We start from the raw sequence: 25,380 nt of genomic DNA on the forward strand, positions 1-25,380 counted from the left end.
CAAGCCCCGTGAGGAGCGCTGCCTTGATCCCAACACGTGAGTCAAGGGCTGCATGCTAACGAGCAGTACTCCATGGCGGGGTGGCGATCCACTAGAGGGTGCGGATAAATACATAGGGGAAAACCTCTGGCTCGATACGTTAAGCTGATGCTTTACGGCTAGGCTGGCGTTATTGCTTGGCCAAGTAGCTCTTCAGGGAAAGGTACTTGCCGTACTTCAGGTGCACATCCACAATGGTGGCCAGCAGCACCGCCAATGCGTGCAGTCTGCGCTCGATTAAATTTTAAAATAGAAAAAATATTTAATTTATTTTATCGTAAAAAATATCAAGACTTTGTAGGCTTTACTTGCCAAAATATATTAAGGTTATTGTTTACCGCGTAAGAGATGGCCTCAGTCATACTGTTTACGCCCATCTTCTCAAACAGCTTTCTCCGGTGAAATTTAACAGTATCGGGAGATACAAAAAGCATTTCAGAAATTTCATTAATTGTATGACCTCTACCGGACAGTTGTAAAATTTCCGTTTCCCGATCCGATAGCTTTATCTTCTGGTCAGGTCGCCATACATTTTCCTGAAGGTCGTATGTGTAGACCTTGTTTTCTCCACTCTTGTGAATTCTAATATTACCTTCGGTTCGCTCAGATGAGAGGGAAACGACACACAATGCCTTCCAGATCTTTCCTTCGTCGTTAAAGAATATAGGAGTCAGTTTCTGATTGATTAATATTAGCTTTCCCTCTTGGTTTCTTAGATGGAAGTCATATGAGATTGAGTAATTACCGCGGTCTTCTAATGGGATTTTCTCATAAAACTCAAATCCTACCGTATTAATTTTCAGCAACAACTCCAGGTCCTTTTCGGGAACGTACTTGAAGTAGTAGTTGTACCCCATTTCCTGCACCTGGGTCGCGGTGTTGCCACACAAGAATAAAGGGTTATCGGAGACGTACTCAAACCCCTGTTTCATGTAGTCTATCACATAGATACTACTGTAAGTAGCTATGGCAAAAGCTTTTATACAGTCCAGATAATTAAATTGCTGTCCGTTTTTCTGATCGATGTCAGAAATGGTGTTGGCACCGTTAAAAAACTCGCTTACTTCCTTCATCTTACTGTTTGAAGTTACATTCAGTGAAATCAACTATTGTATCACTGCCCAAAATCTGGGCAGTTTAGGAGGCCGTTGTCAAGTAGGACACAAGTAGGGTTGAGGCGAACACCTGGGCCGGCGTTTGGCCGTTGAGCTCTTGGTGGGGGCGCTAGTGATGGGAGTAGGTGAAGTAGGCATACAGTTGCTCCTAGAGGTGCTGGTCGTCAATGGCTAGGTTGAGGTAGACGGATTCCCAATTGACGGAACGCCATAGGCGCTCCATGAAGGCATTGTCAGTGATGTGGCCGCGCCCGGCCCTGCTGATTTGGCAGCCAGATGTCGGGCGTGTACCAGTCGAGCACAGGCACCAGGTAGAGGACGCCTGTGGCCATGGGAACATAGGTGATATCAGTGCTCCAGACCTCATGGGCGCATCCAGTACTCGCTCCCCTAACAGGTACGGATAGCGTATGCTGCCTTGGCCCGCCACCGATAAGCACGGTTTGGGGTAGACCGGCTCCTTTCCCATAAGCCGCACCAGCCGGCGCGCCCGTTTTGCGTTGACGGAATATCTCGCCGGGCGCAAAAACACCTGGTAGCGGATCTCTACCAAGCCCCAAGCGAGCAACCCAACTACGGCGCGTAGTTAGGTTGCTCGCTTGGGGCCCGCGTTTTTTTTAGCAACTGGTTTTTCATCTGCAAGCGCCCGATAGCCACGTAAAGCGGCTCGGCGTCTGGTGGTGGCACCATGGGCACAATAGGCTCGGCCAAGACGTGCACCGCCTGCCGGCGGCCGGCGCAAATGCAACTTCCCGCAATTGATTTGCGCCACCGACAAGTGGTAACGGGCGGTTAGTTCGGCCAAGGGATGCCACTCTGTCCGGGCAGCCAGGGACAATTCCGCCCTGAACTCGGCAGTGAAGCGATGATGGGTACGTTTTGGATTCATAGGCTAACTAAGATATTCGCCAGAAACTGTTCAAACTTTGGGGAGTACGAGGTATTGCCAACGGAGTAGTTTCATTCGTCAAGGATCTGCGGTCTGTGGCCGAGCTTATTTGCACAATCAGGATTTTGGCAAATACTCACCCCTTTTGCTTCCGGAGTGGTTCCGGCTTATAGTAGCAAATGTGACGGTTGAAGCTTAGCGACGAATAGAACGTGCCAATCTTGTGTCACGCTTACTATCAAGCCGTTGTGGACTTCCGTAACCTACTGATGAATATTCGTGTGCCTGAATCTACTTGAAAATCTCCGAATACCATGTAGGTGAGCTGGTCCGGTTAAGCAGGACAGTTTGGGGATGTATTTTTAAGTTATGGAAGCTAAAAGGTCCGAGGGCTTTGATAGGCTACCGCCGAGTGGCGATGGTCGTGGTTATAGTAGTCAAAATAGGCGGCCACGCTTTGGTGTGCATCGGCCAGGTCGCGGAAAACATGTCTCTCCCGCGCTTTAAGTTCTTCGGTTTTGCGCTGCAACCACAAGCTCTCGGCCGGCGCATTTTCCAAGTACTCGGACCGCCGACTTTAGGAGCCTAGACCATCATATGCAGCCAGCAAGACCCGATAGGCGTTACCGCAATACTGCCCGCCTCGGTTAGAATGCACCAGCAGACCACCCGCACCTTGTGCGGGGCTAGCAGAGTCCAGCACAAGGCACTGATCACAGACCTTTAAGGGGGGGACTCGCGCTCTTGCCAGCCTACCACCTGGCGGGTAAAGCTGTCCTGGAACGCGTACACGTAGGCCCACGCTCCCGAGGACAGGAGCAACTAAGTGAAATCGCTGACCCAGACCTAATTCGGGCAGTTCGGAGCCGGCTGGTCAAGCAAGCGGTTGGGCCCACGCGGTGGCCTCTTTACCGCAATTCGACACGCAGGCGACGAGTGCTGTAGCGCTTGGGCAGCAGCTAAAGGTGTTTTCCAGCGCCGCTTCCCACACCACGGACGCAGCGCTGGTAGCGGGCGAGGGGCTTGTTTGCGCCCAGCGTAATAACGGCGGGGGCCACTTCCACTACCTGGTAGCGTAGCCGTACGCAATAGCTACCGCGCTGCTGATCTATAAAGGGATAGCAACTCCTAGCGTCGGTGGGATAGCCGAAGAAAAGAGGAATGGCTTGTTTGGAAATCTCCAACTCTTGCGCCAGCCACCGGTTGGCCACGCGTAACTGACGCTCTTCGTGCACCTCGGCCGGGCCGGCCGGCAGGGCGTCGCGCGGCCACTTGTAGAGCAGCTTGGGGTCCAGGTTCAAGGCACGAGCGCCCACTGGGGTCGAGCGGCTCTCGGCTACTATTCGCAGAGTTTCCGTGCGGAAGGCCGCGTCATACTTACGGCAGTTATCGGGCTTTTCCACTGGCGGAAAATACCACCCAATTTTTTCTCGCTTAGCTAGACCATCTCCTATTACGACTACAAAGTGTAGTTGTTCAGCTCTCTTTTGTAAACTACAATTTAGTGTAGCTATGTTACCCTTGGTCTAGGGTTTATTTGAGTCTAAACCCTATACAAAATATGAATATTACTCAAAATTACTTGGGGCAGTTAGAGCTGGGACTACTCAGTGAGTTGGCAGCGTTTGTAGTAGGGGAGAACTTCAGCCATCACTCCGTATTATGTCCGGAGGTGGACGTACAACGCGACGTGCAGAATATCTACAGTGAAGAGTTACACCATCTCAAAAACTCGAGTTTTTACATTGCTCGAGATTCATCCGGTACTATTCAAGGCTCCATAAGACTCACCAAGTGGGACTACAAAGCGGAGTTGCCCTTACAGAAGATCTTCGACATTAACCCGATTGACACCCTGGACTGCGCTGAGAAGGTACCGCTTATTTGGCACATCGGCCGGTTTGCTACGCGCAGAAGCAATACAGACAAGACGATGTTCAAAAAACTCATGGTCCACGCCGTTACGCCTATCTGTAAGGAGAAAGATAGTGTAGCCTTCGCTGAATGTGACAGTAAGCTATTGAGAATCATGAACCTCCTTGGCATCGAGACCCGGGTAATTGGCAAGTCGGTGAATTACCTGGGATCAGAGACTATTCCTATCTCAATAAGTGCCCAGGGGCTGAGTAGATTTTACCATAAAAATAAAGACTTGGTGAGAGTGGAGTAGTAACCCACGCAAGTCATTCTAGGGTGAACGAAGTCTACTTCAACCAAAACTATCACACCAATGAATCAGGCAGAAAACATACTCATCGACTGGGATGCTCCTAACCTTTTAGAGCAGCTTGTTCAGAACATCAAAGCTCCTTTGGAGAACATTGCAGCTGCGGGGAGAAACAGCGATGAATATAATAAAGAGAAAATAGAGGAAATTATATTTTCAAGTACTAAGGAGATAAGTGACATTATAGAAGCAATAGTGGCAAAAAATAAAGCCAGATCGCTTAGCCTAACCCATGAAAGCCGTCCCGATATATTTAAAATATATGAGTCTAACGAGAATATTAGGCAGATGTGTATGGATGCGGTAACTCCTCAAAAAGTGACCAAGGTCGATCAAGATTGGTTGATGAGTTTCGAAAAAGCGGTTTATGACAACCTTAGTAACAACTTTCTGAACTTATGTGAATTGTCATATAAAATGGCCGTGAGCGAACGGCAACTGTATAGAAGAATTTTGAGTCTGGTGTCCCTAACCCCTAATAAGTACATCCGCATATTGCGATTGCACAAAGCAAAGCAGATGATTGATAACTTTGTAGATCATTCCATTCCACAGATCGCCTACGCAGTCGGCTATAATGACGTTCATTATTTTTCGAAGCTGTTTGCGAGTCAGTACAGTGTTTCTCCAAAAGAACTCTTGGGTTCCCTACGATGAAATGATGTCGACTTCACAGTTAAAGTAAGCTATTTTTGATTTGAGTGTGGAAATCAGCTATATAAAACGAAAGCAACCCTATGGATTTGACCGAACAACAAAAGAAAGGGCAAGAAGTCTTATTCAGGATAATTTCCGAAGCCTGGGAAAATGACCAGTTTAAACAAGCCTTACTTGCCAACCCGAAAGAAACGCTAGAGCAGATCTTCGGAAAGAAATTCTCGTCTGGAAAGCGAATTAAGGTCACCGATCAATCTGATCCGTCCTATATCTATATAAATATTCCGGTAAAGTCGAATGTTGAAGAAGAAGCCTCGACCCTGAACAGAGGTAACTTAGCAGCAGGGGCAAAGAGTAACGGCTTTGTTATGACCGATTATAAATCATTGTATAACTCATTAGATAATACAAATACGTAAAATGTCATTTATGTCAGTCTTTTTAGCCAGAATGCCTAGGTAACGCATAGTAAGTTTGTTTGAAGCAAAAGTAATTTCTAGAACTAAATAAATACTATTATGAAACGTGTACTTTTTTTCTTGGGTCAGTTAAATGACAGAGACGTAGAATGGATGCTCCAAAACGGCAATAGAATGATGCTGGATGCGGGTGACCGGGTTATCACCAAAGGAGAATCAATTGATAGCTTATACATAGTAATCTCAGGGCAATTAGCCGTGTATGCAAATAGTAACCACAACGAATGTATCGCCAAGCTGGAATCAGGTGAGATGGTTGGCGAAATGTCTTTTCTAGAATCTCGTCCCCCTTCGGTATCGGTAATCGTCACAAAACCCTCTACCATTTTTCAGATCTCCCGTGATAAGATCAATTCCCGGCTCCTAAAGGACGCCGAATTCAAAGCTAACTTCTACCACGCCCTGGCTCTGTTCCTGTCAAACCGATTGAGAGCGACGACCGATCAGCTTGGATTCGGAAATCCAGAAGAGGATGACTTGTTGGAAACTGTCGTTTTGGATGGGGTAGCTCAAGCCGGCTCGCGGTTCGTCCAGATCATACATCGGTTCTCAGAAGTATAGCCTGAGCTGTCGTAGTAATACACAACGTATAGCATAGATCGTTAAGTACTTGGTGCTACTAAATTTATGTTATAAACAGGTCGTGCTTTCGCGCTGTTAGGGCTTGTCGCCAACGTAGAAACGCCACCCTTCGCCACGCTGAGCGCGGGAACGATGGTTTCGACGAGCAAACACGCGAAGGGTCGCGTTTCCACAAGCACTGGGCCTGTTGAATTTAACATAGAAGCTAGTTAGGAAGTGGTCAGGCGCGCTAGAATAGAAACGACTCCCACGATAGAGCGAAATTGGAGGTAGAACCCACCTCCTTTTGCTTCTTTATGGCAGTCTTGTTCAAAGAAATCAGCACGATCTGGATTCTACCGCATCTGCTTTTTAGCTCGCTCGGTCTTCGGCGTATAGTACAGCCACAGGAAGTGGTCGGAGCCATCTTGTACAAACTCAAATCGGGTTGCTAATGGCGCTGGTTGCCCGTGCAGCAACTGCTGCCGACCCAGCGCTTGAGCTGGCAAGGCGTGTACTATTATTCGATAAATGGCGCAAGCAAGGAGCTTGGAAACAGCTTTGGCTACGCGTAGGGCAACATCGCTGTGCCCTGGACCTGTCCAGCATTCAACTCGATGGCAGCCATACACCAGCTAAAAGCGGCGGAGTCCCGATCGGCTATCAGGGCCGCAAAGCGGCTCCTACCATTAACGCCTATTTTTAGCCGACAACACGGTCCAGCCCCTGGCGGTGGCCACCCCGCAAGCGGGCAACCACCACGGTACGTTCGGCCTACAGTCGGTATTTGCCCGAACTCTGCAATCGGCCCCAACAAGCCTAATTGCGTCTAGCCGGGCTTTTCTCAATGCGGACAAAGCCTTCGATGTCAAAATCTTGCGTTTAGGACTGCGCCAAGCGTGCGATAGAGACCCATATTCCTCGCAACCAGCGCGCAACGGACTGGCAGACCGACGATGAGGCCCTGTTGGATTCCAAACTCTACCGCTGCCAGTTCGTCCTTGAGCCAATGCATGAGTGGCTCGGCAGTTTCCAGACAATGCTCGTGCGCAACGAAACGTGTCTGGAATAGTAGCTCGCCTTCCATTGGCTGGCCTTGGTAGTGCTAGTGTTGCGTAAAGTTTCCCTCCACCGCCTTCCTAAATTATCAACCACCGGGCACTTAGTAAATCAAAATAGTTATATAATGAGATACGGTAGATTTGTCATGCTATTCGCTATGACTGTGTATGCAGCCGATGCATGCAGCCAGTCGAGGATCAAAACTGACTTGGTTCAGATAGCTTACGGGGCATTAAGCAAAAACCCGAATATCATACGAAGCTCGTATGCGGTGCAGAACGTAGCGTCTGACTTGCAGATTCAACGAAGCGTGTTCGACCTGAACTCGTTCTCAGAATTGCTTTTTCGCACCGATCAGTACAGTCTGTTGGAGGCTGATCCCAGGAGACATTCTATAGAAAATAACTGCCTGAAGACCAATGCCCTGAATTTCTCGGCAGGAGTAAGAAAGAAGATTCGTACTGGGCAGATAGCTGAGTTTGGTGTGAACTACGGCTTTACGAATAACAACTATCCATTCAACAACTTCAATCAGCCAGTAAATACCTACTTGGGTAATAATGCAAGTGCGCTCAACTTTTCGCTGATTCAACCTTTGGCAAGGGGGCGGGGAAGGAACATTGCCACTGCACTTGAACGGTCATACGTTCTATACGTAGAAAACGCCAAGAGCAATAATGAATACATCAACTCGTATGAGTTGTGGCAAATAGGAACTGCCTACTGGAATTACTACACGGCTTTCAAGAGTCTCGACATCTACAGGCAGAGTGAAGCCAGAATTCGGAGCGTTCTGTCCGTAACTGAGGACTTGGTCGAAGGCGATAAAAAGCCCGCCGGCGACTTAATTCAGATAAAGGCAGACTTGGCCAGCCAGGAAAGATTAACCATTGCTGCTGAACAAGAGTTGTACGCGGCAAAGATTCAGTTAGGAAAAGTAGCTGGTCTGAGCAGCGAAGAGAGTCTACTATTAGATATTCCTGAGAATGATTACCCTACTGTCTCTCAGTCATTATACAAGAAGGGTATAGATCAAGCGGACCTCATCCGAATAGCCAAAGAAAAAAGAGCCGATCTACGAGCAGCTAAGCAAGGGAATGAAGCCCTAAAGCAGCAGTATGAGTTGGCCGAAAACAACATAAAGCCCCAGCTGGACTTAGCAGGATTTTTCTCTTACGGCAGCGTAAGTACCGGAAACGGGGCAAACGACGTGCTCTCTTCGTTCGCTAATAATCAGGGCAAAACGATCGAAACCGGTGCCAAGCTGACGTTCACATTTCCAGTCAACAATAACCTGGCTAAAGGAAACCTTATAAAAAGCTATGTCACGTTGAATGAACAGGGCGTGATCCTCAACAATATTGAACGGACTATCGCACTGGAGGTAGGTAACGATTTGAACTACCTGAACAACAGTGTTTCCAACTTAGAAAAGGCGGAAGAAATCACGAACTATAATCGGGAGGTGTTCAACAACGAACAACTTAGGTTTAAATCGGGGCTGACTACGCTTCTGAGCCTAATCCTATTCCAGGAGCGTCTTACAACGGCTCAGTTAAGGCACCTACAGGCTTATCGGCAGTTTGCTACGGCTATTATTAATCTTAGGCACAATACGGGAACGTTGATCAATGCTGATAATAAAGGCTTCACCATCGATCAGAACGCTTTTTACACAATCCCAGAAACATACAATACTAAACGCTAAAACTATGGCAGCAAGTTTTCTAAGAAAGTCGGCTTTAGAAAAGCTGTCAACACCAGAAAAGCTAGATCAATTGATCCAGGTTACCAGCCCCAAGGCATGGATCGCGCTCCTGGTTATCTTCGTAGCTCTTGGTACGGGTATCGGCTGGGCGGTCTTTGGTCGGGTAAGTACAAAACTCAATGTAACGGGGGTTGTGCTGGGGGGAGAAGTCCACGAGCTAGTAGCCACGTCCCAGGGGCAACTTATGAAACTACATGTTTCTATCAGCGACAAAGTAGAAAAGGGGGCCATCATCGCGACAGTGCAGCAACCGGAGCTTCGCCAGAAGATCGAAGATGCCAAAGCTATTCTAGCGGAGCAGAAGCTCGAAATGAACAAACTCGTATCCTATGGTAGCAAAGGAACGATGTTGGAAGGTGAGTTGATGAGCCAAAACAGAGTAAGTATTCAAGGTGAAGTCGAAGCTGAAAAAAAGAAATTGATATTTCTCAACAGTCAGCTGGAATCCGAGGCTAAGCTGCTTGAGAAAGGACTCATCATTAAAGCGCAGGTTGCCAGTACGAAGCAGCAGATTGATGCGTCGAAGAATACGATAGAGCGTTTAAAGGGCCAGATGGCCGAAGTTTCCAGTCGGCAACACGATGTGGGCTTTGGGATACAGCAAAAAGTTGCTGTTCAAAAACAACGCATAGCTGAGGCCGAGCGCAATCTTCAGTTTCTGAGTGAGCGATACGACACCCAATCAAATATAAAAAGCGCTTACAGCGGTGAGGTTGTCGAAGTACTGGCTGATGCTGGTAGTATGGTAGGACCTGGAACTCCGCTGTTTAAACTAAAAAATCAGGAGGGAGTGAAATCGGCTACGCTGAAGGGAGTCCTCTACATTCCTTCGCAGGATGGAAAAAAGATAAAGCGAGATATGGATGCCTTTGTGGTGCCTTCGACGGTACAACCACAGGAGTATGGTTTTATGAAGGGGAAGGTTACCTACGTATCGGATTTTCCCATCACGCAGCAGGGGATGATGATCTCGGTGAAAAACGATCAATTAGCGAAAGGCTTGTTGGCCATGGGGCCCCTGTTCGAGGTGCACGTAGAGTTTGAAAAGGATAGTGAATCCTACAGTGGATTTAAATGGACGTCCGCCAAAGGACCTGATATTTCAATAAAGGAAGGGACCTCGTGCATGGGTCAGATTACAATAAAGCAAGAAAATCCAATTACGATAGTTGTCCCTGCATTCAAGAAGTTCTTCAACTTATACTGATATTTTTCAAGATGGCAACCAGCGCAATCTATCCCATAGGTAAGCAAGCTAAGCCTGTCAAGTCGCCTACCGTTCTACAGATGGAAAGCGTAGAGTGTGGTGCAGCAGCCTTGAGTATTATCCTAAGCTATTTCGGCAAGTTCGTGCCTTTAGAGAAGCTCAGGATCGCCTGTGGTGTATCCCGGGATGGCTTGAAGGCGACTAATGTTATCAAGGCCGCCCGCGAATTCGGACTGGAAGCGAAAGGGTATGCCAAGTCGATTGAAAAGTTGATGCAGATTGAGACGCCAGCCATCATTTTCTGGAACTTCAATCACTTTCTGGTCTTGGAGGGGTTTGCAAAAAACAAAGTGTACCTGAGTGATCCGGCTCAGGGACGGTATCATGTTACTTACCAGGAATTCGATGATGCGTACACGGGCGTAGTCCTTACGTTTAAACCAACCGATCATTTCGAGAAAGGAAATGAGAAACGTGGGTTGGCTGCGTCACTGGCTTCCAGAATTTTGAACTCGAAATTGAGTATCACCTATATTTTTTTGGTGAGTCTCTTTCTGGTCATTCCAGGCTTGGTGATCCCATCTTTTATCCAGGTATTTATCGATAAATATCTGGTGAACGGCCACTCGGACTTTGTTATGCCCTTGCTGTTGATCATGATGGCCGTGCTGATCATCAATGCCGCCTTAGTTTATCTTCAGCAGTATTACCTGCTTAAATTAGAAACGAAGCTCGCCCTAACCACGTCCAGCAAGTTTCTCTGGCACGTCTTTCACCTACCCATTTCGTTTTTCACGCAGCGGCACAGTGGCGAGATTGGCAACCGGGTGTCCCTCAACGATAAAGTAGCCAAATTACTCAGTGGGGACCTAGCCAACGCGGTGCTAAACGTCATCATCGTCATATTCTATGCCTTCCTTATGTTCTCCTACGACGTATCCCTGACGCTGATCGGGATATGCATGGCTGGACTCAATGTGATCGCACTCAAGTATGTAACCAGGGCCAGAAAAGACGGCTCTCGCGTGCTCTGTAACGAAACAGGGAAATTGTTGGGCACGACTACCTCTGGCATCAGTATGATTGAGACGCTAAAGGCGTCGGGGCGGGAAAATGACTTCTTCACGAATTGGATCGGCTACCTGGCCAAAGTAATGAATGCCCAACAGGCATTGGGCTGGTTGACCATTCGATTGAATGTTTTGCCCCCGCTGATCACCTCCCTGACGACGACACTCATTTTGGGTTTAGGTGCCTTGCGAATTATGGATGGAGAGATGACGCTCGGCGCATTGGTATCCTTTACGTATTTGATGGGCAACTTCATTGCTCCGGTCAATCAACTCATATCCGTAGGTACGATGCTGCACGAGACGGAAAGCGACATGGGGCGGATTGATGACGTGATGAACTATGAGCTTGATAGCCAGTTCAAGGCAAGCGAGGCAATCTCTGGTAACGACGCTGGTAGCCACGGTAAGTTAGTTGGCTACTTCGAAATGAGAGATGTGACATTCGGGTACAACACCACGATGGCTCCGCTAATCGAGAATTTCAATCTGAAACTGAAGCCGGGGAGCCGGGTTGCCCTGGTGGGTGGATCCGGTAGCGGTAAGTCAACCGTCGCCAAGATAGCCTCCGGTCTGTTTCCGTTGTGGAGTGGTGAACTCTACTTCGACGGTAAACCCAAGAGCGAGATTCCAAGGCATGTCATCACCAACTCGTTAGCCGTAATCGACCAGGAAGTGCTGGTGTTTAGCGGGACTATAAAAGAGAATATTAGCTTCTGGGACTCCATGATTCCAGATAAACACGTGATCCAGTCGGCCCGTGACGCAGCTATTCACGACATCATCTCCGTTCGAAAAGATGCCTACGACAGCTCGGTTACGGAAGGGGGTGCCAATTTTAGTGGCGGACAACGTCAGCGGTTAGAAATCGCACGAGCCTTAGTCACGAACCCGTCTATTCTGATTATGGATGAGGCTACCAGTGCTTTAGACCCCACCGCCGAGAAAATTGTCATGGACAACATTAAGAAACGGGGATGTACCTGCCTCATTGTGGCGCACCGACTCAGCACAATCATTGATTGCGACGAGATCATCGTCATGGAGTATGGTAAAGTAGTGGAGCGGGGAACTCATCAGGAGTTGCTCGATAAGCATGGAGTTTATGCGCGCTTGATCGAAACGAAATAAATGCTACTTCTATGTCAGCTATAAAAGAAAAGATATATATCAGTGGCGAGTCTCCCTTTGTACTCAATCGTTCCGACCAGTTCTGGATGGTGCTTTCCGGCGAGGTAAACGTTTTCTACACAACGATTGATGAAGGTGGTAATTATACGAATAGACTCATACACCTCTATACGGCAAAAAAGGGAGAGGTAATATTTAGTCTGCTTACCCCGGAAGTTACCAAGAGCACCCGGCTCATTGCTTTTTCCCCCGCGTCTACTCTGCTGTCGATCGACAAGACTGATCTTTTGGAAATGGATCATTTCTTTCTGAAGAACATGATCGATAAATGGATTCAGAAAACCTCGTCCGTTGTCAACACAGGTATCGCGCCAAGGGTCTACAAACCCCTTGATGATTACCAAGAAGTAACCCTGGAAGCCAATACGGTTGCTTTCCCCTCAAATGGCATAAGCTGGGTTCACCTGTTGAAAGGCGAGGTTAGTTTGTTTGCCGAAAGCACCCACGTTAAATCAGAGCAATATTCCGGCTTTCTGGTTCCAGTATCGAATAAACTGTGGCTAAAATCGCTGAAAAACGGGACCGTCGTGCGGCTGTTGAGTACCCGTGAGATACTGCTGCAGGACGAGATTTATTTCCTGCTGTCGTTAAGTAAGCTGGAGGCATACTTTTACGCCCAAATTAACAGTATCATAGACACGCAGCTCCTAGAGGAGAGTACGTATCTATCGAATAAGCTCAACGTTGATCAGCTGACACTAGAGGACACCCTCAGTCAGATAAAGTCCGTCGTAGCGGGTAACAGCAATAACCAGGAGGTCGCGATCGGTCGAAACCGGAAGCAGCAGAATATTCTTTATTTGACCTGTCAGTTAATCGGTAATCAGATTGGGTTCACGTTAGAAGAGCCTAAGTACATTGAGTCGCATCAAAACAATATTACGAATCAACTGCACCTCATTGCTAAAAGCTCGAAGCTGAGAATCCGTAAGATTATTTTGAGAGGTACTTGGTGGAAAGAAGAGAATGGCCCCCTCCTGGCCTTCACCAAAACAGACAAAACAGACAAAACTCCTGTCGCTTTACTGCAGAAGACATCCAGCAGTTATACGATAAAAGACTTATCGACGGGGAATGAGTCGGTTGTTGATCACCAGATCGCCGAGCAGTTAGAGCCGATCGGATATATGTTCTTCTCCGGTTTTGATGACACGATGACTTCGGTGAAGAAAGTGCTCTCATTTGCGCTGAGGAGCGTCAAGAAAGACGCAAAACTATTGATTTTAGCTGCGTTAGCGGGTAGCCTGATTGGCTTGTTGGTGCCGGTACTGTCAGGCGTTATGTACGATGAAGTAGTACCAACCGCAGATCGATCCCTACATCTTCAGGTATTCACAATCCTGGTCATGATTGCGCTCGTGAAGGCAGGCTTGCGATTGGTCGAGGGAGTCTTGCAGCTACGAGTCGAATCCAAGTCCAGTATCAATCTGCAAGCCGGAATGATGGACCACATGCTTCGACTACCCGTTACGTTCTATAAAAAGTACACAGCGGGCGATCTAACGAACCGCATATTAAGCGTCAACGCGATCCGACAAATCGTATCCAGCACATTAATGACGGCCGTGCTGAGTGGGGCTTTCTCATCGGTGAACCTGATATTACTCTTTTACTATGACTCTAAATTGGCTCTGGTAGGCGTAGGGTTAGGAGTGATTGCTGCCGCGTTCATCATCACGATTGGCTGGCTGAAGCTGAAGTACGACCGCCAGGTTTCTCAGTACCAGGGTGAGATTCAGGGTTTCCTCTTTGAGTTTCTCTCGGGAATAACCAAGATCAGGATAACAGGGGGGGAGCGGAGAGTTTTCGCGCTTTGGGCCAATAAGTTTTCTCTCCTGAAAAAGCTTGGTTTCAATTCGGGCACCTACCAAAACGTCGTAGAGACCTTCACGGCCTCTTATCCGCTGGTAACGACCATTTTCTTCTTCTCCTTTCTCTACTATACCCAGTTGCATGCCACCGGCGTAACGGGTGTACTATCGGTGGGGATATTCATGGCGTTCATCGTATCATTCAATCAATTTCTAAACGATAGCCTGCGTCTGAGCATGGCCCTGATAACTTCCCTGAACGTAATCACATTGTATGAACGCGTTAAGCCGATTTTAGCCGCAGAAACAGAATCAGCCGAGCAAAGTACGGATCCAGGAGAACTGGCTGGAGAAATAGAAATGAATTCTGTCTCCTTCCGATACAGCGAGGACCAGCCCCTGGTCTTGAATGACGTCACGTTTAAGATAAAGCCAGGCGAGATGGTTGCGTTCGTCGGTGCTTCAGGATCAGGTAAATCGACAATCATGCGATTGCTTCTGGGCTTCGAGCAGGCTGAAGCAGGGTTGATCTACTACGACGGGAACTCATTTGATCTCATGAACAGGGAGTTGCTGCGCAGGCAGATCGGCGTGGTTCTGCAAAACGGGGCGTTGATGTCAGGTAGCATATTTCAGAATATCATCGGCAACTCAGAGCTAACCCTGGACGATGCTTGGGAAGCTGCAAAAATGGCCGGCATGGAGGATGATATAAAACAGATGCCGATGGAAATGCATACTGTGGTGAGCGAAGGAGCCAGCACGTTCTCCGGGGGCCAGCGTCAGCGGCTTATGATTGCGAGAGCGATTGCCCACAAGCCCCGACTGCTGTTCATGGACGAAGCTACCAGCGCACTGGACAATCGAACGCAGGGTTTAGTATCCCAGAGTTTGGAGAAGCTTCAGGCAACCCGGATCATCATCGCTCATCGACTCAGTACAATCAAAAACGCGGACCGCATTTACGTCTTGGACAAAGGGACCATCGTTGAGTGCGGTACCTACGATGAATTGATGGAGAAAGACATGCTATTCGCTCAACTGGCAAAACGTCAAATTGCATAGATCATGATTGCAAACTCGTCAGCCATGGTCTCGATTGATGCTATGGATAGGGTATCGGATAAAATGAGTAAGTATTTTATCAATAGGTTTTGCGATAAGCCTGATAAGAAAATGGCTTCTGTTGATGAACCCTACGTCAGGTCCTGGGAGAAGTACGCAGCAACATATAGAGAAGAAGATGCTTTTCAGTTGTTGAAGACGTGCTACCCTCAACTCAACTTCCCCATTCAGGAAGGCATCAACAAAACCCAGGATTACGTTGATGTGGTGCTGAAAGGCAAGTCTCTCCCTGGGAGCCGGGGGGCTACACCACTGCTCAACAAAGTGGAAGGCGTAAGATTTACATTGCACGAAAGTATTGCAGGGAAAGTACCCGTGCTGACTGTCACTGACAATGAGGACTTCATCAAGATAGTCCAATGCCTACTATACAAGAACAATCCGACGCCTGTTCCCCATTCCATGGGGGCTCTGCTGGTTAATGGGATAAACAACTGGGATCGAATTAAGACGCTAAAGAAAGAATGGCAACAAAACAATCCCTCAGGGAGCTGGAACCAAGAGTTTTCTAAGAACATCTTGCCAAATCCCGGCCTATACAAGGATAAACTGATTATTCTGAGCACAAAGCCTTATAGTGCTGTCAGTGCTGACTTCCTGGGGCTTACTGAAGCGGACTGGATGTCTCAGTCGCTTACCTTAAGACTGGAGCATGAGTGTACGCATCTATATACGCTCAGTCGGTACGGCTGCGCTTCCAATAACCTCCATGATGAACTCGTCGCGGACTATATCGGGATTAGCAACACCATAGGTTTTTATTCTAAAGAGTGGATGTTAGCCTTCATGGGCTTAGAAGGGTACCCCAATTACAGACAAGGTGGAAGGCTTGAGAATTACGTGAATAATGCCAACTTAACTTTTGAAGATTTCAGGCATTTAATTTCAGTTATTAAATGTGCTATCGAGAACATCGCCAGTTTTGACGCAGTGGTAGGAAACATTCATTCAGTAGATGATCAAGTAGCCAGGATGGATACGCTATGCACCACTAATTTGCTTGATATTTCATCGCCACTTGGATCGAGTTTGCTTAGTCAAAAATATAGAGATCTATTCACCAAGGCCGTATAGAATCAGCCAATAAACCGTCAATGGTCATCAAAGTGGTAGCTCTTTCGATGATGAAATATGCGCTGGCTATTACGCAAACAGGATCATAGTTATGAGCTTCTTGACTATTTTATTAACCCAGCTAAACATGGGTATTTCAAAACAGTGAACAAGCCAGTAGCTTAACGACAGCAAGAGCGTTCAGAACTCGTCACGAATTTTGTTTCACGTGTTGACGGAACAGTCACGGCAGCTAAATCACGTTTTAGCCACATTATGAGTAGCGAACAGACACATATGTACGCTTACCTAAATAGCGGGCCAGTTAGGAGTGGGGAAAGCCGTACTTTCATTACCTGACGACTGACCAATGAAAAAATGACGGTTCAGCGAAGCTCAAATCGTGGCGATTCTACAACAGCAAGTCAGCGGGCAAACCGTGGCTAAAATTTTGTGGGAGCGTGGTTTGAGCGAGGCCACGCTTTATGCCTGGAAAAGCAAGTACGCCGGGACCAGCGTGGCCGAGCTAACGCGACTTAAGCACTTGTAAGAAGAGAATCGTAAGCTCATTTCTGCGAAGCTAGAATGCAACCAGGGGTAGGAAAAACGGCTCCGAAATCCGTGTTTTTGGGGCCGATGACCTCGATGCTCGAAGTATCCAGCAACCGTTCTTTAGGGGGATGGTGTTACTTCCAGAACCGGAGGTGATATGGCGACTGAAAAGTCTAATTAGCTGTGGTTAACTATCTGACATAAAGTGTATTAGGCTAATATTATAGCCATTCTCAGCGTCCACTTTCTTCCCATAGTGGGTAGCGTTCTTGACGTAGGGGCCGTACCTTGTGCTATGCTACGATTTCTCTACTGTTGGCTGCTGCTTGCCGGGCTCACCGCAGGCTGTCAGGTGCGGGAAACGATCTTTCCGGACCCGCCGCCCCCACAACTGCCGGCCGAAACTCAGACGGGCAAGAACACGCTGGGGTGCCGGATCAACGGCGCCCTGTGGCGCCCCTTCCGCAGCCCGTTTGCCGGCCCCAGCCTGGGCGCGGTCTGGCTGGTCGAAAACGGCGGCACCCAGCTCAACATTTTTGCCCGAAACCAGCAGACCACAGGGTCTCAAAGTTTATCGTTGCGGTTGCATAACGTGTGGCAGACGGGGACGTATCCGCTGGGCAATGGACGCCCGTACTACGTGGAATTTGACGATGGCAGTCCGTGTCAGGGGGACACGCTCAGCAGCCAGCAGAGCGGCCAGGTAGAGATTACGCGCTTTGATCCCGTCGCTCGCATCGTATCCGGCCGGTTTGAGTTTACCCTGCAACCAACCGGGTGCCCTACCATCCAGGCCACCGAGGGTCGCTTTGATGTGACGTTTTAGACCGCTAGTAGCCCCTCTCTATCCGGTTTATAAGAGTACCCCATCGGATAGGGCAGGAGAGGCACCGAGAAGCAGGCCGTCTTGGTATAGCTAGTGCCATTTTAGGGTGTTAGTGTCCTTAACGTAATGCTTGTTATATACGCCACCTCGGCAAAGTGACGACTTTCACCACAATGCCTTTGACGAGCACAAATAGTACTTTCCCTGTCCTACTGAAAGCCTCGATTCTCAAGGAGATCGCTGTGGCGCAGGGTCCATTGGGAGATAAGCCTTAAAGCATATCAACAGCACCACCATCAGGATCACCCCCTCGATAATAATGCCTTCTATGCTCTCACCTCGACTCCGTAGTCAGAACCACCACACCGTCGCGGCGATGTAGAGCAGGATCGGGGTCAGCACCTATCGGCCTTGATTAAACGTTTGGTACCAAAGTTAAATGGATGGGGCCGCTTGCGGCTACCGGTTGAAGGCGAACAGAGCTTCCACATCGAAGCTAAAGGGGGCGAGGCTTTCATCGCGTCGTCGGCAAAGTCCATCTTGCCGTGCAGATTGAGGTGCTGCCGCGGCAGCCTGGAGTAAATACTGGTTGAGGTAAACAGGAACTGCTTTGCGGTTGCGCGTAAGGCAAGCTGGCTTCCGGCCACCCCAATGAGAAAGTGGCGGTAGTCACTGGGCAGGGGCGATAACCATTGTACCCGCCGCTTGCCTACGACACCTGTTGCAAGCCCGACCGGTGGAGGTGGTCGGGGGCCTGCCGCTGGAACTCGGTCGGCGTCATACCCGTGACCTGCTTGAACTGGTTGGTGAGGTGGGCCGGGCTGCGGTAGCCGAGCCGGCGCGCCACCTCGGCCACAGAATCGTCTTGGTAGCTGAGCAATTCCTTGGCCCGTTCTACCTTCTGCCGAATCAGATATTTCTCGATGGTAAGCCCTTCGCGGGCGGAAAACAACTGAGACAGGGCCCGGTAATCGCGGCCCAGCCGCTCGCTCAGGTACACGGAGTAATTCAGCACCGGCCAGTGCTCGACGGGCGTGTAGTGCACCATCTCCACGATGGCCGCTTTTACCTGCTCCACCACCTGGTCGCGGGAGTCCTCCAGCAAGTCAAAGCCCAGCGGACCAAGCGCGGCTTGTATCGCAGCGGCGCTGGGCTGCTGGTTTTTCGGCCGGGCCACGTCGGCGCCGCCCAGCCCCACGTCGAGTACGGTAAGCAATCTTCATAGACCAAGTACAGGTTTCTCATTCAGAAGATACACAATCTGTACTTCGCTTCCTATACCAGTTTATTGTACTGATTTTCGCGGGATTAGGCTCTTACTATTCTCTTTAGACATGAAGACTAATTGTACAGATAAACGAGGAATTTCAGCGGACAAGCTTGTCCGCTTTCCTGCACTCGGTTCCGGCAGGTTGGCCACGTCGTAACCGTCAGGCTAGCGTGTCGGCTTCCATCCCGCTGGCACCAGGCGCTTACCCGCTGCGTCAAACGAGTAAAACCGCTTCCGGACTTCCGCATTCTCGCGCAGCTTGGCGAAGCGGTGCTCCACATAAGCTGTATCGGCCGGCGTTGCCAGTTTGAAATAGGTGGTCCGCACTTCGAGCACGGAGTCTCCGTCCAGCACCCGGGGGACCGTTACCATATGAAAGTCTGGCTGACCGGTCGGTAAGTATTCGTGCCAGTAGTTCTCTTGGGCCCAAGTGGTCTGAGTGAACTCGGCCCACAGGCGACCATCCGTCCGCATGCGCCGCCAGTGGCCGTAGGGCAGGAACGTGTACTTGTACTTGCCTTTAGGTGTTGGCGTCACGCGCAGCGGTCCCTCGTCGTAATAGTCCTTCCAAATCGATTGAAATGCCTTGTGCGTCTTCTCAATCGTTTCTCCCCGCCGCAGCGCGGCCACTTCCTGGCGCGTGAGATGGCGTTGATATTCCCGGTTTTTGTAGTCCAGGGGCAGTGGGCGCGATAGTAAGTAGACCCCGCCGCTGAGGGCGAGCGTTAGCGCGAGCCATATTGGCCAGTTATCCATGGGCTGAGAATGATGGGGAGAACGAGAGGGAGAACGGTAAAAATAAGCTAATTCGAAACGGACTCCTCCGTCCTCACAACCGACCTCCAAATTTTAGGCGGTTTATCCAGCGCTAACCGTTCATCCAAACGGTGGTTTAGCCAACCATACGGCTTCCCTCTTTACCTACCTACTAAGAGGGAAGAGCAGTTGGACGCTTTACTACCGGACTTTTAGGAAACGTCCGAGCAGGTGTCCTTTTGGCCTCTTTTTCATTCTGCACCGCCCTACCTATTGCTCTTTAGGACATACCGTAGTTCTGGAACAACGCTAGTTGAAGTCTAGGTGGAGATCGTTGCCTTCTAGTCGAGCAATCCTTTCCTCACAAGTAAAATCATTACCGGTCGTATTAGGTAGGTGCTGGATGCAAGCGGCTACGCATGCTTCTATCCGAATCTAAGGTCATTTTACAAGTTGTAAAGGAACATTTACAACTGATAAAATTCAGCCTAATGCTGGGATGGATTTTCCGGCGCCCGCTGGCGAGGTGTACGGCCAATAGGTTCCGGGGCGGCCGGGGTAAGGGCCGCCTGCAGGAGCTCGATGATGGCTTGCTCTTCCGCCGTAGGCGGGGCCTCGGGGAGAGGCTCCGGGACGGCCGCCAGGGCCTGAGCGAGCGCTTCCGACAGCGGCAGTGGCTCGCTCACGGGAGCGGAGACACCCATGGCCTTGCTCATGTGGCTCACCTGCTGCTGCAGCTGCGTGTTTTGGCTGATCACGTGCTGCACGAGCTCCGTTAACACCGTCAGTTGTTGGCTGTGCTCTTTGCTGCGCCGCTCCAGGTGGCGCGTGACGAGCGCATACTCTAACGCATTGGCCCCGGCTGCCCCCAAGCCCGCCGCGGCCGTGGAGGCGAGAAACCCGAGGCCGCGCGCCGGGCCCGGCAGGGAGGTGAATTTGCCCAGCGTGCCGGCTTTCTTTTACTTACTATGGGTGGAGCGGCAGGAGCCCGAGCAGAACTTCTGGGTGCCTCGCTTGGCTGGTACATAATCTTTGTGGCAGTGCCGACATACCAAGGTGTGGGAAGCGGGGAGCTGGTCTTTCGAGCGGCGGGAGCGGCGAACAGGCATAAGCAGGAGAAAAGAGAAAAGCAAAATGTATCGGCTGGTTGTTTACCGTTGCCGTGCCATAGCAAACATACGGCAAATACAGCATAGGGCGGCGTTGGTGAAGTACCATGTGACTACGCTACTACCCGTGTACTCAGGCCTCGGCTGCGATATAGCCCTACCCACCTTATTCCACCTTATCTTTCGTTGATGATGCCTCTGCCTACCCCTGCCCGGTTATTCGCTTCTACCCTGCTACTGGGGTTGTTGACCAGCCTGAGTAGCTGCCAAAAAGAGCCCAAGCCCCTCACCGTTCGCGAACGATTGATGGCCCGAACCTGGCGGCTCACGGCGGCGACGCAGCAAGAAGGATCGGCTCCTGTCCAAGACAGCTATGCCAACGCAAATTCCTGCGTTCTGGATAACCTCTACACCTTTCACGCCGATCAGACCATTGTTATGGACGATGGGCCCACCCAGTGCGATCCGCTGGACGAGCAGGCCTACACGGGTAGCTGGAGCTTAGCAGAAAATGACCAGGTGCTGGAGGCCAACATTCCGCTACGGGCCGTCCCGCCAGTATCTGCCGCCAGCTACCGTCTGTTCGGCATGATCGAAGAATTGACGGAAACGACGCTCATCGTTACCCATCGCTTCCCCAGCCCCACGAGTGGGCTGCTGCTGGTGCGGCGACTTGTCTATACCGGTCAGTAATACACAAGGCAGTAGCGCGGCTGTGAAGCGGTCGTCTTCCGGCAGGCCAAGGTAAGTGAACTAGAGAGGCATTCTTACCCATGGGTGGCTCCTGTCTGCTAGGGAGTGCAGGCAGAAGCGAAAAAGAGGTGGCCTAGCAGCCCAAACGCTAACAGGAGGAGCTGATGCCTCCTGCGCTAGCAGTGCAAGTATAGGATTCGCCTTGAGCAGCTATGGCAGCCTGTACGTCGCATTCTGTACTAGTTTACGGAACGGGTTTTCCCGCTAGTAGGCGCTGTTTCCGCGACATTTACTGCTTGTGGGCCTGTACAGGAAAAGGAGCGTATGGAGCGACCCGGCTCCAGCGTTCAAAGGAAAAGTACTGGTTGGCGCCGCTAAACAAGTATTCGTGTTCCTGGCGTAACTGTATAGCAGATAAAAAGAGGACGTTGGCTCTGGCTAACTACCATTAGCTAAAAGCCTGTGACAAAATCACGGGCTTTTTTGTGTTAGCCTGTCGTGTTAAGTTTAAGCTATGAACTATATACTCAGCTTATCCTTCTCCTTATGCAGTGTTAGCGTTGCCTATAGTCAAACGGCGGTACATATCGGACCCAGAATTGGATTGAATGTGGGCACCGCCCCCTACGAATCGTCCAACCACGTGCATGATACTCGCCCTCTGCTAGGAGGAGAAGCTGGGATTATGGCAACCGCCAGCAAAGGCAATGTGGGCCTGCACGTCTCGGTTCTCTACTCGCAGAAAGGATTTCGGATACAAGATGAACATCCGTATTCAACCCTGGTAGTCAACAGGAACGATACGTATGCCCTGAACTACCTGGTACTGCCCGTGAGCGTTGCCTATTCCCTACAGGAGAATGGGCAGGGGCTACAGGTGTTTGCAGGGGGCTACCTGGGCATGCTGCTACATGGTCGCTATACTTGGGATGATTACAATCAGATTGCCGGAAGGGTTAGCTCAACGAATACAGGAGAACTGCCCATACGGGTGGATAATGTGGTCGAGTTAGAGGAGGGGGGAGCAGCGTCCAAACGATGGGATGCCGGCCTGCAAGCCGGAATAGGGTACCGCTATAATCGGCTCCTACTGCAACTGAGTTACAGTTATGGGCTAGTGGATCTGGGAGCAGAATACCGCCAGTCAGACCGTGGGCTAGATGGAGCCCACTACTACCACCGCGTGGCCCAGCTGTCAGCCGCGTACTTTCTCGGTAGATCCGAGTAATTCGAATCAGAATAAGTATCCTTTTTCCGCCGCCTTGTATGTCATTCGCGCTGGGCCAGCACTTCCATTTTTCACTGAAGCGTTGCGCGTACTACCTGGCAGCCCAGGCGATCATCGCCTTCATCAGGCCTTTCATCGGCCCGGTTGTATGGAGTAGTGGTTTGGAGTAGCTCCAGAAGCGGACACCACCCTGTTCCAGCAAACCAGCCAAGTCGTGTGTTCGAATACTTTCTCGATACCCGCACGACTAAAGCGGCTCAAATCCGACACGCGTGAGCGATGGAAGGGAGTTGCCAGCAGTAGGCTCAGGGTATGACTGAGCAAGTGCGTGCCTAGGGCAAGCAGCGCTTGCTGTAAAACAAGTTACTAGTATAATACAATAGTGTAAGCCAGTAGTAGAGAGGCAGCAATAAGATGACCGGCGCATTTAGGCAGATCAAATATTGCGCTGCCTCTTCTAGGCAGACAATACGATCGGGAAATAGTACTTGTGTACGGAGGGGATTATACATAACGAGTAAGTATATACTCCGAAAAGTCTAACTTGTACGCGCACTCATTGACTGAGCAAGATGACAAATTATTGTCCGGCCTGTTCCAGGGACTCTTTTCTTTAGGCAGGCCACTCTTTCTGCGGACTATAGTCAACCCTAGTTATCCATTACCATGAATCGAGTTATCCTAGTGCTGAGCTTAGCGCTCTTCACCGGTGCCTGCCAGGACCGTCAGAGTGATCCGGAACCAGTGGAAATAGCGGGCCCATTGGAAGGAAACTGGAAAGTGCGAAACGTAGAGCCTGTCATGTACGACCGTCAGGATAAAGTGGTGGCCACGTACAAGCCCATTGATGCCATCGGGTATAGTCAGCTCACGATCACGGCTACGGAGCTACAGCACTATGATGGCGTTACCAATGGGCAGTATACGGATGTATACGTTCGACAAGGGGACCTGCTGATCTGTACGCCGCCGGCGCGTTCCTATACGATCCGTAAGCTGACGGATAAAGTCCTGGATCTGTATTTACGAGGCGAATACTATCCGTACGGAAACCAGGATACGCGTACCGATTTTACCATTCACCTAGATCGGCAGTAGCCTGTTGTCTTTCTTCCGAAGGCGCATTGGACTTTGCTTTTCCTGTGTATAGCAGCGGTTCCATCGGCGGCAGGTGCCCTCGTGTATGGTCGGGGTGGGGACCCTGAAATGCGAGGCCGTGAACCCGCAACGGCAGGCTACGCTACAGTATACGGAGCCTTCTCTCTCTCTTAAGTAACAACTCATGGTGAACCTTCTACCAGCTGCGGTTGCACTTTTGATGCTAGGTCTGGGCTTGCAGCAATGCAATCCGAAGAAGGCTACCATCGGACAATACGTGGCACCCCCTGAGTTTGCGCCTGCTATCCGGTGGCACCAACGGTGGCAGAAACTGCAACAACTGGATTCCAACAACGCGCTGTTGCCCCTCCCGCTGCTCTACCAGGAGGACAGTGCCCGGGTGGGCATGAATTTCCGGATTGAAGCGGATACCAAGGCGTTGGGACTGAACAAGTCGGATATAGTGCTGCGCAACCCGTTCTCGTCCAAGCCCTTTCCTTTAGCCAATTCGGTCATTTTCCAAAACCACCTGGTCACCTTATTTGAGCCCGGGTATTTTGCGTGCTACACCCTGGACAACCACACCCGGAACGAGGATCTGGAGCGCCGGCTCAACACCCGCAACTATGAGTATCACTGGCTGGTTGGGGGCCAGCTAATCGGCTTATCGCATGGAAAATACTACGCCTTCGGCGCGGCCAATGCCTGGGTGCCTTACACGGGGGACGTGCCGTTCAATAAGCAGCCCACGTTGTTTGAGGACGAGCGCTACTTGTCTTTCCTCACGTGCCATGGCGAGTTTGGGGGCGAAGTGTATTTCTATGACAAGCACCAACGCCGGTACTACCTGACCGGGGCGACCTGCCCGAACTCCGTGTTTAAACAGGACGGCAACTACTTCGTGCTTTCCTCCTTGGGACATGGGATGGGCAGCGCGGACCTGCAGAAGATTGCCGACCCCGCCAAGCTCGCGCGCTGGCAGGGCTCGCAAAAGCCTCAGGATAGGGAATTTTCTCCTCGAGCGCAGGCGCTGAACACGAGCGACGCGAGCGCGAGTCGGACGGTGTTCCAGTATTATGGGTTGGAGGTCTTTTCGGCCTTTTACGTACGAGGCCACCGCTACTACATGGTACACTGGCAGGGGCGAACCTTCCTGGCCACGATTGCGAAGAACGTAATTACCCTAGTGGACCCCTTATTCAACGACGGCCTGTACACCCATTACCCGGTGACCATCAATTACGGCCCGAATGTGGTGTTGATGAACCTGCACTTTTATGGCGTGGCTGGGGAGAAGGAAGTGGCGTGCCTCTTAATTGCCGGCAACGACTTGGTGAAAATCAATTGGACCGATGCTAAAAGCTTCGAGGCCTTGATGATGGGGCAGTAGCCGTGGGGCACTCGCATCACCCTGGTACGGCGCCAGCGCGAAGTGGGGCACGCCAAGGGATGGTTCAACGAAGGGGTGGTTTTTCACGCGTCCTGCACGAAACAGGGTTTTAGGAGAAGTGGGGAAGTGCAAATAATGCGGTGCCCGTCTGAGTTCTGTCCCTTAGCATAATTACACTTCTAGGACAGTCTATCGGCGGTAAAC

At 50.2% G+C, this 25,380-nt stretch carries 22 protein-coding genes and 1 pseudogene; 15 read left to right on the top strand and 8 right to left on the bottom strand.

Annotated elements, in window-relative coordinates:
- Window positions 1-326: 326 nt before the first annotated feature.
- The 3 genes from ACYVHC_RS21205 to ACYVHC_RS21215 form a co-directional block, all read right to left on the bottom strand.
- Entirely contained in the window at window positions 327-1,112 is a 786-nt protein-coding gene (locus ACYVHC_RS21205) for a response regulator transcription factor (RefSeq protein ID WP_460615736.1), read from the bottom strand.
- 1,307 nt (window positions 1,113-2,419) lie between these two features.
- Window positions 2,420-2,602: an integrase core domain-containing protein gene (locus ACYVHC_RS21210; RefSeq protein ID WP_460615737.1), complete on the bottom strand. Its 183-nt coding sequence runs from the start codon at window positions 2,600-2,602 to the stop codon at window positions 2,420-2,422.
- A 400-nt stretch (window positions 2,603-3,002) separates the two neighbouring features.
- Window positions 3,003-3,446 (bottom strand): hypothetical protein, encoded by a 444-nt coding sequence (locus ACYVHC_RS21215; protein ID WP_460615738.1) that lies wholly within the window; start codon window positions 3,444-3,446, stop codon window positions 3,003-3,005.
- Between the two features lie 158 nt (window positions 3,447-3,604).
- Here ACYVHC_RS21215 and ACYVHC_RS21220 point away from each other — a divergent pair, with 158 nt between their 5' ends.
- The 4 genes from ACYVHC_RS21220 to ACYVHC_RS21235 all read left to right on the top strand — a co-directional run bounded on the left by ACYVHC_RS21220 (window position 3,605) and on the right by ACYVHC_RS21235 (window position 5,967).
- A complete protein-coding gene (locus tag ACYVHC_RS21220) occupies window positions 3,605-4,213 on the top strand; it encodes a hypothetical protein (protein ID WP_460615739.1) in 609 nt (202 codons plus the stop codon).
- Between the two features lie 60 nt (window positions 4,214-4,273).
- Window positions 4,274-4,927 carry a helix-turn-helix domain-containing protein gene (locus ACYVHC_RS21225; RefSeq protein ID WP_460615740.1) on the top strand — a complete coding sequence of 218 codons (654 nt, stop codon included), beginning with the start codon at window positions 4,274-4,276 and terminating at the stop codon, window positions 4,925-4,927.
- A gap of 80 nt (window positions 4,928-5,007) precedes the next feature.
- On the top strand, window positions 5,008-5,346 hold the full coding sequence (locus ACYVHC_RS21230; RefSeq protein ID WP_460615741.1) for a hypothetical protein: 339 nt from the start codon (window positions 5,008-5,010) through the stop codon (window positions 5,344-5,346).
- Window positions 5,347-5,445: 99 nt separating this feature from the next.
- Entirely contained in the window at window positions 5,446-5,967 is a 522-nt protein-coding gene (locus tag ACYVHC_RS21235) for a cyclic nucleotide-binding domain-containing protein (protein WP_460615742.1), read from the top strand.
- Between the two features lie 356 nt (window positions 5,968-6,323).
- Here ACYVHC_RS21235 and ACYVHC_RS21240 read toward each other — a convergent pair whose 3' ends face one another.
- Window positions 6,324-6,476 (bottom strand): hypothetical protein, encoded by a 153-nt coding sequence (locus tag ACYVHC_RS21240; RefSeq protein ID WP_460615743.1) that lies wholly within the window; start codon window positions 6,474-6,476, stop codon window positions 6,324-6,326.
- Between the two features lie 710 nt (window positions 6,477-7,186).
- Here ACYVHC_RS21240 and ACYVHC_RS21245 point away from each other — a divergent pair.
- The 7 genes and pseudogenes from ACYVHC_RS21245 (at window position 7,187) to ACYVHC_RS21275 (ending at window position 17,632) form a co-directional block, all read left to right on the top strand.
- Window positions 7,187-8,737: a TolC family protein gene (locus ACYVHC_RS21245; RefSeq protein WP_460615744.1), complete on the top strand. Its 1,551-nt coding sequence runs from the start codon at window positions 7,187-7,189 to the stop codon at window positions 8,735-8,737.
- A gap of 4 nt (window positions 8,738-8,741) precedes the next feature.
- On the top strand, window positions 8,742-10,004 hold the full coding sequence (locus ACYVHC_RS21250; protein WP_460615745.1) for an NHLP bacteriocin system secretion protein: 1,263 nt from the start codon (window positions 8,742-8,744) through the stop codon (window positions 10,002-10,004).
- An 11-nt stretch (window positions 10,005-10,015) separates the two neighbouring features.
- Complete coding sequence (locus ACYVHC_RS21255) at window positions 10,016-12,205, top strand: NHLP family bacteriocin export ABC transporter peptidase/permease/ATPase subunit (protein WP_460615746.1); 2,190 nt, start codon at window positions 10,016-10,018, stop codon at window positions 12,203-12,205.
- An 11-nt stretch (window positions 12,206-12,216) separates the two neighbouring features.
- Window positions 12,217-15,141 (top strand): NHLP family bacteriocin export ABC transporter permease/ATPase subunit, encoded by a 2,925-nt coding sequence (locus ACYVHC_RS21260; RefSeq protein WP_460615747.1) that lies wholly within the window; start codon window positions 12,217-12,219, stop codon window positions 15,139-15,141.
- Between the two features lie 24 nt (window positions 15,142-15,165).
- On the top strand, window positions 15,166-16,275 hold the full coding sequence (locus ACYVHC_RS21265; protein ID WP_460615748.1) for a DUF7005 family protein: 1,110 nt from the start codon (window positions 15,166-15,168) through the stop codon (window positions 16,273-16,275).
- 373 nt (window positions 16,276-16,648) lie between these two features.
- Window positions 16,649-16,804: pseudogene (locus tag ACYVHC_RS21270) on the top strand (transposase); the annotation flags it as partial.
- Between the two features lie 297 nt (window positions 16,805-17,101).
- Window positions 17,102-17,632: a Riean_0653 family protein gene (locus ACYVHC_RS21275; protein ID WP_460615749.1), complete on the top strand. Its 531-nt coding sequence runs from the start codon at window positions 17,102-17,104 to the stop codon at window positions 17,630-17,632.
- Between the two features lie 709 nt (window positions 17,633-18,341).
- On the opposite strand, the gene ACYVHC_RS21280 is transcribed toward ACYVHC_RS21275, so the two are convergent.
- The 4 genes from ACYVHC_RS21280 to ACYVHC_RS21295 form a co-directional block, all read right to left on the bottom strand.
- A complete protein-coding gene (locus ACYVHC_RS21280; RefSeq protein ID WP_460615750.1) occupies window positions 18,342-18,848 on the bottom strand; it encodes a helix-turn-helix domain-containing protein in 507 nt (168 codons plus the stop codon).
- Between the two features lie 219 nt (window positions 18,849-19,067).
- Window positions 19,068-19,658 (bottom strand): hypothetical protein, encoded by a 591-nt coding sequence (locus ACYVHC_RS21285; RefSeq protein ID WP_460615751.1) that lies wholly within the window; start codon window positions 19,656-19,658, stop codon window positions 19,068-19,070.
- Between the two features lie 488 nt (window positions 19,659-20,146).
- Complete coding sequence (locus tag ACYVHC_RS21290; protein WP_460615752.1) at window positions 20,147-20,530, bottom strand: hypothetical protein; 384 nt, start codon at window positions 20,528-20,530, stop codon at window positions 20,147-20,149.
- Between the two features lie 87 nt (window positions 20,531-20,617).
- Window positions 20,618-20,767, bottom strand: coding sequence for a hypothetical protein (locus ACYVHC_RS21295; protein WP_460615753.1), 150 nt, complete (start codon window positions 20,765-20,767; stop codon window positions 20,618-20,620).
- Window positions 20,768-20,956: 189 nt separating this feature from the next.
- Here ACYVHC_RS21295 and ACYVHC_RS21300 point away from each other — a divergent pair, with 189 nt between their 5' ends.
- The 4 genes from ACYVHC_RS21300 (at window position 20,957) to ACYVHC_RS21315 (ending at window position 25,176) form a co-directional block, all read left to right on the top strand.
- Window positions 20,957-21,460: a hypothetical protein gene (locus ACYVHC_RS21300; protein WP_460615754.1), complete on the top strand. Its 504-nt coding sequence runs from the start codon at window positions 20,957-20,959 to the stop codon at window positions 21,458-21,460.
- 514 nt (window positions 21,461-21,974) lie between these two features.
- The gene (locus ACYVHC_RS21305) at window positions 21,975-22,688 is read left to right on the top strand and encodes a porin family protein (RefSeq protein WP_460615755.1); all 714 of its coding nucleotides are present in this window, start codon (window positions 21,975-21,977) and stop codon (window positions 22,686-22,688) included.
- A 666-nt stretch (window positions 22,689-23,354) separates the two neighbouring features.
- Complete coding sequence (locus ACYVHC_RS21310) at window positions 23,355-23,786, top strand: hypothetical protein (protein WP_460615756.1); 432 nt, start codon at window positions 23,355-23,357, stop codon at window positions 23,784-23,786.
- Between the two features lie 184 nt (window positions 23,787-23,970).
- Entirely contained in the window at window positions 23,971-25,176 is a 1,206-nt protein-coding gene (locus tag ACYVHC_RS21315; protein ID WP_460615757.1) for a hypothetical protein, read from the top strand.
- Window positions 25,177-25,380: the final 204 nt, after the last annotated feature.

The sequence above is a fragment of the Hymenobacter seoulensis genome, from assembly GCF_054780535.1.

Excerpts from the sequence above, each read along its gene's own strand:
- ACYVHC_RS21205 (WP_460615736.1), bottom strand. The coding sequence starts at position 1,112 with ATGAAGGAAGTAAGCGAGTTTTTTAACGGTGCCAACACCATTTCTGAC.
- ACYVHC_RS21220 (WP_460615739.1), top strand. The coding sequence starts at position 3,605 with ATGAATATTACTCAAAATTACTTGGGGCAGTTAGAGCTGGGACTACTC.
- ACYVHC_RS21225 (WP_460615740.1), top strand. The coding sequence starts at position 4,274 with ATGAATCAGGCAGAAAACATACTCATCGACTGGGATGCTCCTAACCTT.
- ACYVHC_RS21230 (WP_460615741.1), top strand. The coding sequence starts at position 5,008 with ATGGATTTGACCGAACAACAAAAGAAAGGGCAAGAAGTCTTATTCAGG.
- ACYVHC_RS21235 (WP_460615742.1), top strand. The coding sequence starts at position 5,446 with ATGAAACGTGTACTTTTTTTCTTGGGTCAGTTAAATGACAGAGACGTA.
- ACYVHC_RS21245 (WP_460615744.1), top strand. The coding sequence starts at position 7,187 with ATGACTGTGTATGCAGCCGATGCATGCAGCCAGTCGAGGATCAAAACT.
- ACYVHC_RS21250 (WP_460615745.1), top strand. The coding sequence starts at position 8,742 with ATGGCAGCAAGTTTTCTAAGAAAGTCGGCTTTAGAAAAGCTGTCAACA.
- ACYVHC_RS21255 (WP_460615746.1), top strand. The coding sequence starts at position 10,016 with ATGGCAACCAGCGCAATCTATCCCATAGGTAAGCAAGCTAAGCCTGTC.
- ACYVHC_RS21260 (WP_460615747.1), top strand. The coding sequence starts at position 12,217 with ATGTCAGCTATAAAAGAAAAGATATATATCAGTGGCGAGTCTCCCTTT.
- ACYVHC_RS21265 (WP_460615748.1), top strand. The coding sequence starts at position 15,166 with ATGGTCTCGATTGATGCTATGGATAGGGTATCGGATAAAATGAGTAAG.
- ACYVHC_RS21275 (WP_460615749.1), top strand. The coding sequence starts at position 17,102 with ATGCTACGATTTCTCTACTGTTGGCTGCTGCTTGCCGGGCTCACCGCA.
- ACYVHC_RS21285 (WP_460615751.1), bottom strand. The coding sequence starts at position 19,658 with ATGGATAACTGGCCAATATGGCTCGCGCTAACGCTCGCCCTCAGCGGC.
- ACYVHC_RS21295 (WP_460615753.1), bottom strand. The coding sequence starts at position 20,767 with ATGCCTGTTCGCCGCTCCCGCCGCTCGAAAGACCAGCTCCCCGCTTCC.
- ACYVHC_RS21300 (WP_460615754.1), top strand. The coding sequence starts at position 20,957 with ATGATGCCTCTGCCTACCCCTGCCCGGTTATTCGCTTCTACCCTGCTA.
- ACYVHC_RS21305 (WP_460615755.1), top strand. The coding sequence starts at position 21,975 with ATGAACTATATACTCAGCTTATCCTTCTCCTTATGCAGTGTTAGCGTT.
- ACYVHC_RS21310 (WP_460615756.1), top strand. The coding sequence starts at position 23,355 with ATGAATCGAGTTATCCTAGTGCTGAGCTTAGCGCTCTTCACCGGTGCC.
- ACYVHC_RS21315 (WP_460615757.1), top strand. The coding sequence starts at position 23,971 with ATGGTGAACCTTCTACCAGCTGCGGTTGCACTTTTGATGCTAGGTCTG.